This is a genomic window from Roseibium porphyridii, from assembly GCF_026191725.2.
Taxonomy (GTDB): Bacteria; Pseudomonadota; Alphaproteobacteria; order Rhizobiales; family Stappiaceae; genus Roseibium; species Roseibium porphyridii.
This window is the reverse complement of record NZ_CP120863.1, coordinates 5457353-5471239: the sequence shown is the minus strand read 5'-3', so window position 1 is coordinate 5471239 and position 13887 is coordinate 5457353. Positions and strand designations below refer to the sequence as shown.

Annotated in this window: 15 protein-coding genes; 10 read left to right on the top strand and 5 right to left on the bottom strand. The window is 54.3% G+C overall.

Going from position 1 to position 13887, the window contains the following annotated elements:
- Position 1: 1 nt before the first annotated feature.
- Positions 2-1480 carry a radical SAM/SPASM domain-containing protein gene (locus K1718_RS25195; protein WP_265680403.1) on the top strand — a complete coding sequence of 493 codons (1479 nt, stop codon included), beginning with the start codon at positions 2-4 and terminating at the stop codon, positions 1478-1480.
- Positions 1481-1520: 40 nt separating this feature from the next.
- Here the strand turns inward: K1718_RS25195 and K1718_RS25190 are convergent, their stop codons facing one another.
- From K1718_RS25190 to K1718_RS25170, 5 genes are all read right to left on the bottom strand, one after another.
- Positions 1521-2024 (bottom strand): hypothetical protein, encoded by a 504-nt coding sequence (locus K1718_RS25190; RefSeq protein WP_265680404.1) that lies wholly within the window; start codon positions 2022-2024, stop codon positions 1521-1523.
- 1 nt (position 2025) lies between these two features.
- A complete protein-coding gene (locus K1718_RS25185) occupies positions 2026-4230 on the bottom strand; it encodes a glycosyltransferase (RefSeq protein WP_265680405.1) in 2205 nt (734 codons plus the stop codon).
- A 403-nt stretch (positions 4231-4633) separates the two neighbouring features.
- The gene (locus K1718_RS25180; RefSeq protein WP_285806043.1) at positions 4634-4981 is read right to left on the bottom strand and encodes an SMR family transporter; all 348 of its coding nucleotides are present in this window, start codon (positions 4979-4981) and stop codon (positions 4634-4636) included.
- Between the two features lie 75 nt (positions 4982-5056).
- Entirely contained in the window at positions 5057-5872 is an 816-nt protein-coding gene (locus tag K1718_RS25175) for a hypothetical protein (RefSeq protein WP_265680406.1), read from the bottom strand.
- 232 nt (positions 5873-6104) lie between these two features.
- Complete coding sequence (locus tag K1718_RS25170) at positions 6105-6779, bottom strand: hypothetical protein (RefSeq protein ID WP_265680407.1); 675 nt, start codon at positions 6777-6779, stop codon at positions 6105-6107.
- A 43-nt stretch (positions 6780-6822) separates the two neighbouring features.
- Between K1718_RS25170 and K1718_RS25165 the strand changes: the two genes are divergently transcribed.
- From K1718_RS25165 to lptB, 9 genes are all read left to right on the top strand, one after another.
- Positions 6823-6999 (top strand): hypothetical protein, encoded by a 177-nt coding sequence (locus K1718_RS25165; RefSeq protein ID WP_265680408.1) that lies wholly within the window; start codon positions 6823-6825, stop codon positions 6997-6999.
- A 245-nt stretch (positions 7000-7244) separates the two neighbouring features.
- Positions 7245-9599, top strand: coding sequence for a heavy metal translocating P-type ATPase (locus tag K1718_RS25160; RefSeq protein WP_265680409.1), 2355 nt, complete (start codon positions 7245-7247; stop codon positions 9597-9599).
- Between the two features lie 9 nt (positions 9600-9608).
- Positions 9609-10034 carry a Cu(I)-responsive transcriptional regulator gene (gene cueR / locus K1718_RS25155; protein ID WP_265680410.1) on the top strand — a complete coding sequence of 142 codons (426 nt, stop codon included), beginning with the start codon at positions 9609-9611 and terminating at the stop codon, positions 10032-10034.
- Entirely contained in the window at positions 10031-10459 is a 429-nt protein-coding gene (locus K1718_RS25150) for a c-type cytochrome (RefSeq protein ID WP_265680411.1), read from the top strand. The genes cueR and K1718_RS25150 overlap by 4 nt, the downstream gene beginning before the upstream one ends.
- Positions 10460-10469: 10 nt before the next feature.
- On the top strand, positions 10470-10925 hold the full coding sequence (locus K1718_RS25145) for a c-type cytochrome (protein ID WP_265680412.1): 456 nt from the start codon (positions 10470-10472) through the stop codon (positions 10923-10925).
- A 126-nt stretch (positions 10926-11051) separates the two neighbouring features.
- Positions 11052-11672 (top strand): ribonuclease D, encoded by a 621-nt coding sequence (locus K1718_RS25140; RefSeq protein ID WP_265680413.1) that lies wholly within the window; start codon positions 11052-11054, stop codon positions 11670-11672.
- 138 nt (positions 11673-11810) lie between these two features.
- Positions 11811-12380 (top strand): LPS export ABC transporter periplasmic protein LptC, encoded by a 570-nt coding sequence (gene lptC, locus K1718_RS25135; RefSeq protein ID WP_152504481.1) that lies wholly within the window; start codon positions 11811-11813, stop codon positions 12378-12380.
- Positions 12377-12952: an LptA/OstA family protein gene (locus K1718_RS25130; protein ID WP_152503690.1), complete on the top strand. Its 576-nt coding sequence runs from the start codon at positions 12377-12379 to the stop codon at positions 12950-12952. The genes lptC and K1718_RS25130 overlap by 4 nt, the downstream gene beginning before the upstream one ends.
- Positions 12953-13063: 111 nt before the next feature.
- Positions 13064-13831, top strand: a complete 768-nt coding sequence (lptB, locus tag K1718_RS25125) for an LPS export ABC transporter ATP-binding protein (RefSeq protein WP_152504480.1) — start codon at positions 13064-13066, stop codon at positions 13829-13831.
- Positions 13832-13887 lie beyond the last annotated feature (56 nt).

Genomic DNA, 13887 nt, shown 5'->3' with positions numbered 1-13887 from the left:
TATGGACGCTGTGTGTATTGAAGATCAGACGGCAAGGTTCCAAAAAGCGGCCGACTTTCTAAATGCCGGTAACAGTTCGTACCTGGATGCCCGCAGGAACCCGGCCTCGGGCAAGAAAGCAGCGCTTGATTTGATTGCAGCGGCTGCAGGTGAAATTGGTTCACGTGTCGGTGGGCAATCGTTACAGGGTTTCGGTGAGTGGCTTTTGAAGGATGCCGGTAAAGTCAGAATCTCAACTCTGAATGCGGCATCATTGGCCTGTATCCAGTCAGAGAACTGGGACCTTGCCAAGCGGCTTGCGAACGCGGTGAACAGTGTTGACCATCACGACTTGCTCGCTCAGCGCTTGCATGATGCAGCCGCAATCAAAAGCAGTGACCTGTCGCTCCCGGTTGATGATTGGCTTAAGGACAAATTCTGCAAAGCGCCATTTGAGCAGATTGAAACGCGAGCGAACGAGACGGTTCACTTTTGCTGCTCGGCGTGGCAACCGGTTCCGATTGGAAGACTTGACCAGAAACCGGAGCGTGTCTGGAACTCGGACGTAGCAAAAGAAATCAGACGCTCGATCCTGGACGGAGACTACTCCTACTGCAGCCGCTGGCATTGCCCGATGATCAGTGGTCGCAGGCTGCGCAAGCTTGAGCAAATGGGCGCTTCTTCAGAGGTCATGACAATTGCCAAAGGACGAAACGCGCCTGAAAAACCGGATACGTTTTCTCTGAAGCAAACACCGAACCGAGCGATCCTGTCTCACGACAGGAGTTGCAACCTGTCCTGCCCAAGTTGCCGGACAAAGGTCATCCAGATCAATCGTAAGCAGTCGGCAGATCTCGATAGTCTGATCAACAAAGACTATGCCGATTTCCTGTCGGCGGCCTCAAGGATCAAGGTGACAGGGTCTGGCGATCCATTCGCCAGCCGGCATTTTCTCAATTTCCTGAAGCATTTCACGGCGACCAATACCCGCGCGCAGAGGCTTCAATTGCACACCAATGGCCTCCTGCTTGATGAGGCCACATGGAATAGACTGGACCTCTGGGGTCATGTCGACAGCATCTGGATTTCGGCCGATGCCGCCGACGCTGAAACCTATTCTGTCGTCAGACGTGGTGGAACCTTCGAGCGTCTTTTGAGTAATTTGCGCTTTCTCGGCAATATGCGGCGTGCAGGCGCCTTCTCTAAGCTGCGGCTGGATTTTGTTGTCCAGAAACAGAATTTCCGTGAAGTTCCCGCATTTGCAAGCCTGGCGCAACATGTTGGCGCCAATGGTGTCTATTTCCTGCGATTACGCAATTGGGGCACGTTCACACAGCAGGAGTTTGAAGATCAGAATGTCTGCGATCCCAGCCACCCCGACCATCCGGAACTACTTTCGGTTCTAGCGGACCAAAGGCTGAGAAACCCGCTGGTTGAGCTCGGGTCCTTGCAGCCCTTTGTTCGCGATGCCCTGGATAGACAGCACAAGTCCGCGTGCTGACGATCAACAAATTGGTTCTGATTGCCGAGAGGTGAGTGCGTCAGGACGCATAGTCTTCGAGATATTCAAGCTCTTCAGTCATCGTGTTGTTGGGCGTTGTCAGCTGCTTGCCTTTGCAGGTCTCAACAAACTCTTCTGGATCTGCCGCCAGCGTGAACTCAAAGTCAGGAGCCCAGTTGTTCCGAATACGGCTGATGCGCCGCGACAGGTACGTTGCCCACGGCAAGTCGCAAAAGTGAATTTTCTGTTCTTCATGGCTTGGCACGGCTTCAACGCGAAAACCCATCTGCAGCAAACTTGAAAAAGTGTTGCTGTCACAGACGACAACGACCGTATGAAAGGCATCAAGGTGATCCTTCATGTCCTGCAATTTGGCGTCACGCTGCGCTTCGGATATGCCAAATGCCCAGACGAGCGCCACGGGCTTGGACTTCGCTGTTCCGGACAAAAGAACGGCCGTATCCTTTCGGGAACCGGCGAAACGGCAATAGAGAGAAATTGCGGGTTTTAGCAATCGGCTTCTGATCTTGTCTGAAAACTTCATGTCAGGCGCCGATCCTTTTTCTGCCGGAGAAAGAGCCGGTCGGCAAACCCGCAGTCACCGCGAAGTAATCTGCAATTTGGTTTGCACCTCTCCAGCTTTCGGACAGGATGCGACACTTTTCTTGCAAGTCCTGCCGTGTCTGCGTTTGCAAAATTTCGTCCAGGCAACCTTCCAGGTTGAATGGATCGTCTGTATCGCACGTCAGACACCAACCGGCCTTTACAGCATATTCGGCCCTCGTTTCCTGGAGATCCATCTCTGGTGCTTTGTTGGGAACAAATACAGTCGGCAAGGACGACGCGAGAAACTCGTGAAAGGAGTTATATCCGGCTGCCGAAACCGCGAAGTCGAAACCGTTCAGATAGAGCCCGAGCGGGTATGCGGTCCGCCGATGGTATCTTTCGTTCGGCTCCCTGTCGTAGTCCGGGCTGATTGGCGATTTGATTTCAACAAAATGGACGTGTCTGTTGCGTTCAAGAACGGCGTCGATTGCCTGTCGGGCAAAGGACATGTCGGAGTTTCGCTCCGAACCCAGCTGAACCAGACCAAGGGTGGCATCCTGCGGCAGGTCCAATAGGCGTCGCGCAGTCGCCCGCGTCATCATTTCCGCCTGGTCTACAAGCAGAACAGGGTCCGTGTGAACAAGATGATCACTCCCGATCCTGGCATATCCAGGATCCATTGGTGCAGCGACTTCGCCGGGTTCGACAACAAGGTCAAAGTGCGATGCGCGCCGGGATATCTCAGGTGCTTCTGCGCGCCACATTCCGCGCCGGATCCAGGCGGAACTCGCATCACCATAGTCTGATATTGCCTCGAGCAATCCGGAATAGGGTGTGTTGCCGTCGAAACTGACAAGTTCCGGACGGTAAAACGAGAGAGCGTCGCGCAGTTCCCGATAAAAGAAGTCGTTCCAGTCATCGACACGGCAGCCCAATCGGCGATGAAACGGGCGAAACTCGACAAGGTGTCCCATCTTCTGAGCAACTTTGACTGCTTCAGAAAGGGAAAAGAAAACTGTTTTGACGTCCGGCCCGAGTGCCTTTGCCACCGCCAGCTGTCTTGTCAGATGGCCAAGGCCTATCCCGTTTGAAGTCACAGCAAGCACAACATGTTGCCTGGGTGGTCGCGTCTTCAGCGATGGTCCTGCAGCATGCAGGTTGTGAACCTTGCCGGCCAGCTTTTCAAAGCGTTCTTCAAACTGTTCCAATCCGAAACGGGCCGACGCAAACTTTCTGGCATTTGTTGACACTTCCAGTCGATAGGTTTTGTCATCCAGGATCCGATCATAGTGCTCCGGCGCCTGCGAGGGGGGGGCGTAGAGCGCTGCGTCCTCAAACCAATCGCGGAAATAGTTCGGCAGTACGGTCGGCAATCCCGCGGACAGCGCTTCCAGAACGCAGTAACCGAACGCTTCGATCCAGGCAGGGCTGTGAAAATAACTGTAGGCGTCAAGCCCCTTCAGGAATCCGGAAACCGGTTGCGTTGTAAATGGAAGACAGTGCCAATTGGATGGAATCTTCTCCAGTTCACTCAGATATTCCGGCCCCACGCCGAGCATGCGGAACTGATACCTGTTGTTCTCCGGATAGGCGAGCACAGCTTCTTCCGGGTCGGGCCACTTTTCGCGACCTGGGCGGGAGTGCCGCCCAATGATAAGAGGTCCGTCGATCTCACGGTTGTCGCAAATCGGAAAGTCATTCACATCTATCAGGTTGAGCCAGTCATCGGCACTGAGTTGTGCGGATAACCCTTGCGCTTCAAACCCCTGCCTCACCGTCGGTCCGACCGGAAGTATCGTCAATCCGTGACCAAAAAGGTCTCCGGCAACCCGTGACAGCTGATCGGCGTCATAGGCCTTTTCGCCAAACCGGTTCAAGGGTGGTTGGTGCGCAACAAGTGCGAACGTGTCCGCCTTGAAGCGCGGCACTTGCTTGAGCTGGCCGTCGAGCAATGTCGGGTGATATGCAAGGCAAAGGCGGCACTGCGGCGTCACGCCTTGGGGAACAATAGTTGTTTTCGTCCTGCGGATTTCGTTGAGCAGTTTCAAATTGGGGGGGCGTGATTTGGTCAGGATTGGCGAAGCGACCGGGATCAGTCCGACTTTTAGTCCTGCCTTTGCTGCTGCCCTTAACTCGTAAAACAGTGCAGTCGAGGTTCCGCCGGGAAATCGAATATCCGCAAGATAGACCAGGTCAAAAAACACGAACGAAAGCCTGCATGCCGGGCTGAAAAAGTTGTCTTTTCAATATGATCAGTAAGCCGGATTTCCGACACGGCCCTGGCTCAAAGTCGTGGACCGGCCTATGGAATCATTGTCAGAACCGCCATTGCCCACTGTGGTGTTTGTGTTGCACGCACTCGCGAGCGCCACCGTCAGACCATATGCAACGAGTTGTTTTAAATACGACATCCGAAATCCGCCTGACAGACAACACTATTGGTGAAATTTACATGGAGAAACCCGAACTGTTCAACCGAAAATTCCGCAGCGTCACTCATTCCGTTCAAAGAACATGGCCTAACCGGTTGAAAAAGCTGTGAGGCCCTCTGTCAGTTCGCAAGGTGCGGAAGAGGATTGCGTCTATTGAAACCCGAAATGCCCTGCTTCAGTGTCCAACAACATCTGAGAAGACATTGATCACAACAACTCCGGCGATGATGAGGCCAAGGCCCAGAATCGCGGGCAGGTCGAGTTTTTGATTGAAGACCAGCCAGGCAACGAGTGTGATCAGTACAATGCCGGCACCGGACCAGATGGCATAAACAATCCCGGTCGGCAGGACACGGATGGGGAATGACAAGAGCCAGAAGGAAACAGCGTATCCGACAATTGTAATGATCGAAGGCCCTAAGCGGGTGAAGTTTTCGGTTCTTGCCAGGGCCGAGGTCGCGATTACCTCGGCGACGATGGCCGCGATAAGAAACAGGTAAGTGGCAACAGGCGTGGCAGGCATCGACGTTCTCTGGCGTTCGGACTTTGTTGTTCCTGCCAGAAGGTCTGGACGGTGGTGAACCGTATTGCAAGCAGTTTAAAAGGCGTACTTGGTCTCCAAGAGCAACCCGTAGCGATGGTAGTTCTGATCAAAGACGACTTTCTCGTTGGTATAGATGTTGCGTCGGTCGAAGTTGGAATGAAGCCACCAATAACGGCCGCCAACGCCAAGCTTCCAGTTTTGGGTGAGATCTACGTTGAGCATTGCGTCCGCTTCCAGACCGTAGGTCCAGTCGCTTTCCCAGGTTTCAATCTGATTGTAGCTCCAAGGAACGCCGGCCACATCGACTGACCATCCGACCCGTTCGCCAATGTCACCTTCCGCCGTCATTCCCAAACGGATTGCGTGCCAGTCTCGTGACTGCTCAACCGTGACGGAACGATAGGACGCCTTCAGGTCGTCGGAAAGATATTGGTAGCCGAGAAATCCTTTCAGCCGCACCTGGTTGTTCGCGAATTGAGCGAACTGCCAACCACCGTCCAGTACAACATAGCTGAGCGTGGTCTGACTGGTGTTGTCCATGTCCAAACCGACGAAATCGGTACTGCCGTCAACATTGCGACCAAGGCCAACATATCCGCGAAAAAAGGTTCCTTCGGTCACGTCTTCAAGCGTTCCGACAATTTCGGCGGTATGGGACGTGACATCGGCGGTGCTGGAAATATCATATCGGGCGTTGTCCAGATCCGATTTCGATCTGCTGTACCAATAGCGGAGCCCGATGCTGCCGCGCAGACTTGAGGTCTGATAAATGCCGTCTGGACCTTGATGGGCATCGGCAGCAACCGAAGGGGTTGCAATACCCGCTGACAGGCAGATAACCGCAGACAGCGACCAGAAAAGTTTTTGCATCACCGAAACACCATTGGTTCTAACAGAAAGAGATTCGCGTTATTGGTGTGTCAGAATAGTGCTACTTATGGTTAATGGAGCGTGAAGATGCACTCAAATATGGCGAGGCGCCAATCCATTAAGGTGGCCCGTGTTGGGCTCCCGCTGACCACCATTGCGATGCGTGCATTCAGAATGTGGACGATGCTCGTGCGATCAAAAAATCTGAAAGGCGTTACGGTCTGGAACCCGACTAGAATCGAGCGACTATGCCGACCAGTGGGCCATGTGTGATCGTGTCATATTCAAAACTGGATCTTCCGGACTTGTCATTGTCATAGTCGACACTGAGAGCCTTGTATTGCAGATGTGCTGACCAGGTCTTGTTGAAGTGATAGCCAGCGCCGGCTTGCACATTCCAGGTGAAGTCGGAACCGGCACCGAAGCCGCCGATGTCGCCACGGCCGTTTACCGACCATTTGTCATTCAGCATGTGAAAGGCGCGAATACCGACCACCGGATCGATCCAGTTGTCTCCTCTGGTGATGTCGAAGTTGCCCGCAATTGTGCCGGTGGCATCAAGGTCAAGGTCGATATCCCAATAACGCCCACCCGCATACACATCAATTGACGTTTGCGAAGTGCTGTAGGCTCTGTAAAAAAGCATGCCCTCAACTATCAGTTGGCCAACTCCGACACGAATACGTCCACCTGATCTGGGGGTATCCGTCGCTCCACCCAGGTTCATATAGGCGACATCAAGCATGCCGCCGAATTTCTGATTGTATAGCGCTTCAGCGTGGATCATCCCGCCAAAGCGGAGGTTTTCCAGAATGTCACCCGTGCCGATGTCAATGTCGGTGCTCGGAAGTCGCCCAACCTGTGATGTCCCCGAAATATTGGCCGCTATGAAATAGGGAGCGAACATAAATTCCCAGGTCCGATTGATCCTCTCATTGACGAGTGGCTCCGTGACATTTGGCTTGTTGGATAAATCGGCAGCTGACGCGCTGGCAATACATGCGCTTAACAAAAATGAAGCGGAACTAAGCAAATTCAGAGAAGTAGTGAGTTTTCTGCCGATTTTCATAAAACTGATCCGTATTTTTATCAATTGTTTTCTTGCTCAGGGCTTTATTTTTATTTGAAGTCATCATGATTTTAACTTCGAAGGATGGCAAGGAAATTGTCATTCGGTATTTTTGATGGGCATCAGCCCTTGTTTTGAAGGCCTGCGCCCAGTTGACATTTGGAAGTCACATGGGCGTAGGCCAGAGAATGCGAGGTGTTCGCCTATTGAGCATCTGCTGTCTACGCGTTTCCCCGTCTTGACCTTCCAGTGACTGGAAGCCCTAACTGACGGCTTCATGACAAGATCGGAGTCATCAGGATAATGCAGGAAGTCTTGGATCAAGCCGCTCAGGAAAATGTTGGTCAGGCGACCGACCCGGTATGCGGCATGTCCGTAACGCTCGGAAAAGGCAAACCTTCCCTCAAATACAAAGGTAAGGACTACCATTTCTGCAATCCGAAGTGTCATGACAGGTTTGACGCCGATCCTTATTTCTTTTTGTCGGGCAACAACGACCGGAAAAAAGCCCAAGAGGCGGAACGCAGCTCAGGCGAAGCGCTCTTCACCTGCCCGATGGACCCGGAAATCGTCCAGGAAGGGCCGGGAACATGTCCGATCTGCGGGATGGCTCTTGAACCGATGAGCGGTGTCTCCGATGAGCCCAATCACGAACTGATCGATTTTACCAAGCGGCTCTGGGTGAGTGCACTGGCCGCCATTCCCTTACTTATTCTGACTATGGGACCGATGGTCGGTGTTCCAATTCGTGACTGGATTGGCGAAAGCGTCGCAATTTACCTGGAGGTTCTGCTGGCGACACCGGTGGTTCTCTGGGCAGCGTTGCCGTTTTTTCAGCGCGGCTGGACATCGTTGACCAAGCGTCACTTCAATATGTGGACGCTGATCATGATAGGCGTGGGAACCGCCTATGCCTATTCCATGGTGGCAGCATTCCTTCCATTTCTCTTTCCCGACAACTTGAAGAGCGCAAGCGGGCACCTTCCGGTTTATTTCGAAGCGTCCGTAGTCATTGTGGCACTGGTGTTTGTCGGGCAGGTGTTGGAACTGAGGGCGCGGGAACGCACCGGCGACGCCATTCGCGCACTTCTCGACTTGGCACCAAAGACCGCGCGACGGGTCACGCCGGAAGGTGATGAATATGATGCGCCGCTGGAAAACATTCTGGCAGGAGACAGGTTGCGGGTCAGGCCGGGTGAGGCAGTGCCGGTCGACGGAAGGGTTTTTGAGGGGAATTCATCGGTCGATGAAAGCCTGGTCACTGGCGAGCCTGTACCGGTCGCAAAGACGGACGGTGACAAGGTAACCGGTGGCACTTTGAACAAATCGGGTTCCTTCGTAATGCAGGCCGAGCTGGTTGGTGCCGATACCATGCTCGCCAAGATCGTTGATATGGTTGCGTCAGCACAGCGCTCAAGGGCTCCCATTCAGGGCCTTGCTGACCGTGTTGCCGGCATCTTCGTTCCCACAGTTGTAGCAGTTGCCTTTCTGGCATTTGTCGTCTGGCTGGCAGTCGGGCCAAGCCCGTCCTTCGTGCATGCCGTTATTGCAGCTGTATCGGTGCTCATTATCGCCTGCCCCTGCGCGCTTGGCCTTGCAACACCGATGTCAATCATGACGGCGACCGGCCGAGGTGCCCAGGCAGGCGTCCTGGTAAAAACGGCTGAAGCTTTGGAACGACTAGCGTCCGTTGATACGATCGTGGTCGACAAGACGGGAACGCTTACGGAAGGCCGACCCATTGTGAGCGATGTGCTGACGGCAGATGGTGTTAACGAAAACACGGTTTTGCAACTTGCAGGAGCATTGGAGAAAGGCTCTGAACACCCGCTGGCAGAGGCCATTCTTGATGCCATCGCGCATCGAGATATCGATTTGCCGGACGCCCGGGAATTCCAGGCGATGACGGGCAAGGGCGTGACGGCAAGTGTCATGGGCGAGAGTGTTGTTTTCGGAAATGCGGCTTTCGCGCAGGAGGCCGGAGCCGATTTGTCCGAATTGCAGGAACGGGCGGAGGAACTGGCGCATCTTGGCAAGACGGCGATGTATCTCGTGCGCGGAAAAGGCGACAAGGCGGCCCTTCTGGGCGTGATTGCCGTTGCTGATCCGGTCAAACCCAATGCGAAAGCTGCTATCGGCGCGCTGCACAAGGACAATATCAGGATTGTCATGGCAACCGGCGACGCTCCGCGAACCGCGGAAGCGGTCGCAAAAACACTCGGGATCGATGACGTGCGGGCTGGTGTCCTGCCGGAAGGAAAGCAAAAGCTGATAGAAGAGCTGAAAGCTGCGGGTCACATTGTGGCAATGGCCGGAGACGGCGTGAATGATGCGCCTGCACTCGCGGCAGCCGATGTCGGCCTGGCGATGGGAACGGGAGCCGATGTTGCCGTTGAAAGCGCCGGTCTCACACTCTTGAAAGGTGACCTGGAGGGTATCCTGCGGGCGCGCAACTTGGCTCGCGAGACGGTGCGCAATATCCGCCAGAACCTCTTTTTCGCGTTTATCTACAATTCCGTCGGTGTGCCGATTGCTGCTGGGGTTCTTTATCCCATTTTTGGTATTCTGCTTTCACCAATGCTGGCGGCAGCAGCCATGAGCCTGTCATCAGTGTCCGTGATCAGCAATGCGTTGCGTTTGCGCACTCTGAAACTGTGAGGCGGTCAGATGAATATCGGATCAGCAGCTGAACAAAGCGGGTTACCGGTCAAGACCATCCGATATTATGAAGACATCGGACTGGTGCTCCCGCAGCGGAGCGAAAACGGTTACCGGGAATTCTCAAGTTCTGATCTGGAGCGGCTTAAATTTCTTCAAAGGGCGCGAAGCCTCGGATTTTCAATAGAAGAGTGCCGTGAGTTGCTGTCGCTTTATGGCGACAGGAACCGTGCCAGTGCGGACGTCAAGAAACTGACACAGGCGAAAATCCGTGAGGTCGATCGCAAGATTGGCGAGCTGAAATCGTTGAAACGGGTTCTCTCTGATCTTGCGGAAGCCTGTCACGGCGACAATCGGCCCGACTGCCCGATAATTGATGATCTCGCAGGGCAAAGGCCTGCCGCAGTTGACGGCCTCAAGGAAAAGGGCAAGTGACGGTGCGGAGATTGGCTGTTGTCGCGGTTGGGCTGGCGACAATTCTGGTCTTGGCTCTCGCCACACAATTCAATGACACCGGTGAACGTAAATATCCAGGGCAAGGTGTGCCGATGGTCAAAGTCACCATTCCGGCGTTGTCGGAACAGGCCAGAACGGGGCAAAAATTGTTTCAGGAAAACTGTTCGGCGTGCCATGGCGACAATGCCGTAGGAAAAGAAGGTTTCGGCCCACCGCTCGTTCACAGGATCTACGAGCCAAATCACCACAGTGACGGAGCATTCTTTGTTGCGGCCAAACAAGGCGTCAGAGCGCATCATTGGCCGTTTGGCGACATGCCTCCGGTGCAAAACGCCAGCCCGCGGGACGTTGAGCGCATTGTGGTCTTTGTTCGAGAACTCCAACGCGCGAACGGGATCTACTAGGAGCCAATGAATGAAATTGGGACAAACAGGAATTGCACTGCTGGGTACCCTGGTTGCGGTGGGGACGGCATTGGCGCATACCGGCGCAACTGGCATCGTCAAGGAGCGCATGGATGCAATGTCCGAAATCGGAGATCACGTGAAGGCTGTCGGCACCATGTTGAAGTCCGGCGAGCTGGATCTGGCCCGGGTATCGGTTGCTGGTGAAGCTATTGCAAAACATGGCGGTGCAGCCATGTTGAAGCTCTTCCCTGAAGACAGCCTGCATCCGCCAACAGAGGCAAGTTCCGCGATCTGGACGGAATGGGCGAAGTTTCAAACACTTGCCGATGATCTTCAGGTTGCCGCGTTGACTTTGAAAAGCACGGCCGACGAAGGTGGAGACAAATCACAGGTCGCCGAGGCCTTCGGCACACTCGGGAACACCTGCAAAAGCTGTCACGAGGCGTTTCGCATCAAGAAGTGAAGGTCGCATTTCCCCTGCGGAAATTGATCCAGCTACCAATCCGCTTGCCACACGTCGTTCCATGTTTTACCTGACGGTCAAACATTTTGATGCTTTGGCCGTATGGGCGACAGGAGACAATTCGACATGACCATCCGCTACCACAAGGGAGATCTCCCTGATCTGAGCGCTTACGAAAAGGCAAGTGCAGTAGCGGTCGATTCCGAAACGCTTGGCCTCAATCCTCATCGTGACAGGCTCTGTGTCGTTCAGCTTTCACCTGGCGACGGGTCCGCAGATGTGGTTCAGATCGCGCGCGGTCAGGCAGATGCGCCCAACCTTGCCGCATTGATGACAGATCCATCGAAACCGAAGATTTTTCATTTTGCCAGATTTGATGTTGCCGTCTTGAAGCACTATCTGGATATCCGTGTGTCACCTGTCTGGTGCACCAAAATTGCGTCGAAGCTGGTGCGCACATACACAGATCGTCATGGTTTGAAGGACATTACCCGCGAGCTGCTTGGAGTGGAACTTTCCAAACAGCAGCAGAGTTCCGATTGGGCGGCCGAGACTTTGTCTGATGCACAATTGGCCTATGCGGCGTCAGATGTGCTCTATCTTCATGATCTGAGGGATCGGCTCCAGGCGATGCTCAAGCGGGAAGAACGTGAACACATCGCCAAAGCATGCTTTGACTTTTTGCCGACGCGTGCCGAACTTGATCTTAAGGGATGGGAAGACAATGACATCTTTGCGCATTCCTGATCTTTCCGGTTCTGCTTGACGGGCGGTGCCGGCGACAAATCGGAGACTTTTTTGACAGCAGTCACTGAATTCCCTGCAGAAGCAACTCACAGGCGGAAGCCAAGCAAGGCGCAGCGCGTTGCGAGAAGGCACAGCCTGATGGTGCGCATATTACGCTGGCTGCTACCGGGAATAGGTCTTCTTATCCTCGGGGGGATGGTCGCACTTGTGGTGTTGTTCAATTTTCTGAACAGTTTTGGCGCTGCCAACATGATGCTGACCAGCGAAGGTCTGGTGATGGATCACCCTGAGCTCTCAGGGCATGATGGCGAGCGCTCTTACAAGGTGACCGCAAGCAGAGCGATACAACGGTTGAGCGACCCCCGGATCATCGATCTTGAGACAATACGCGCCGATATCGTGCTGAGCGCTGATGAAAGCGCGGAAATCATCGCCTTGAAAGGCACCTACAACAACGCAGCGGAAACGCTGCGCCTTTATGAGGGTATCCAGCTGGAGTGGAGCGAAGGCTACACAGTGGATCTCTCGGAAGTACAAGTGGACCTGAACAACGGCGCCCTGTCCACATCGGAGCCCATCTCTATCCGTTCCGACCAGGGTCACGTTGTTGCCGGTAAGCTTTCTTATGATCAGAACAAGGGTCTCGTCCGGTTTTCGGACGGCATTAAAATGACGCTCAATCCGGCTGCTGAGGACGGGAACCAATGAAATCTCTCAAACTATTCGCGATCGCTGCTGTGTCCGTGCTCTTCGCCAGCGCAGCAGGGGCGCAGACTTTTTCCGACGCTTTTGCCGGGTTCGGGTCGAACGACGGACAGCCCATTGAGATTGAAGCAAGTGAACTTCGGGTGGAAGACAACAACAGCACTGCGACATTTGTTGGCGATGTGGTTGTTACCCAGGGGGAAACAAGCCTCAAAACGGAGCGGCTAAAGGTCTTTTATGCGGGCTCTGCGAGTGACACGACAAATGAATCGGCCGTCCAGCAGAAGATCTCGCGTCTGGAGGCCGCAGGTGGTGTCTATATCGCCTCCAAGGATCAAACGGCAAAGGGCGATGCGGCGAGTTTCGATATGAACCGCGAAATTATGGTCATGACCGGCCGGGAAGTTGTGCTCAGTCAAGGGCCTAACGTTGTGGTTGGCAACAAGCTGACAGTCAATTTGAAAACGGGTCAGGCGAACCTGACCGCCGGTCAGGGCAACGTATCGGCGGAAAGCGGCGGCGGAAGCGGCCGGGTGAAGGTCCGAATTCTACCTAACAGCGTAGAAGGCAATTGAGTTGCTTGTTTATCTGACTCGACAGCTCCCCTCGCAGCACCTATGTGAAGCTGCGGTAAGGATCGGACGGACGGCGCATCGGTGAAAAAAACCTCCACGGAATTTGACGACTTGACGGTTGGCGCACCGGGGCAGCGTGGTGAGCACGAGGATCTCTCCCGTTCACTGGTGGTAGACGGGATAGGCAAGACCTATGGCCGTCGTCAGGTGGTCAAATATGTGAGCTTGACTGTCAAGCCGGGGGAAGCGGTGGGTCTTCTCGGTCCGAACGGTGCGGGCAAGACTACGACCTTTTATATGATCACAGGGCTGATCCGGCCTGATCAGGGCCAGATTTCCCTTGAAGGCTTCAACATCACCCGGATGCCGATGTATCGGCGCGCGCGTCTCGGCATCGGATATCTGCCGCAGGAAGCATCCATTTTCCGGGGGTTGACTGTTGAGGAAAACATCCGGGCCGTTCTTGAGGTGATTGAGCCAAACCGGCAGAAACGGCGCGAAGAGCTGGACTCTCTGTTGGCGGAATTCGGCCTGACACACTTGCGCAAATCACCCAGTATAGCGTTGTCAGGTGGTGAGCGCCGGCGTGTTGAAATTGCACGCGCACTGGCGAGCCGCCCATCCTTCATGTTGCTTGATGAGCCTTTCGCGGGTATTGACCCGATCGCTGTTGGCGACATTCAGCAGCTTGTGCGGCATCTGACACAGCGCGGCATCGGTGTCTTGATCACCGACCACAATGTTCGCGAAACGCTCGGTCTGATCGACCGCGCTTATATTATCGCTGCAGGCGAAGTGCTTACAGAAGGCCTGCCGCAGGAAATTGTCACCAATCCTGATGTCCGCAGGCTCTATTTGGGTGAACAATTTACGCTTTGATGACTCGTGACCCGCTAGGTTATACACTCGGTCTGAAACGAATAAGCAAAAACCAG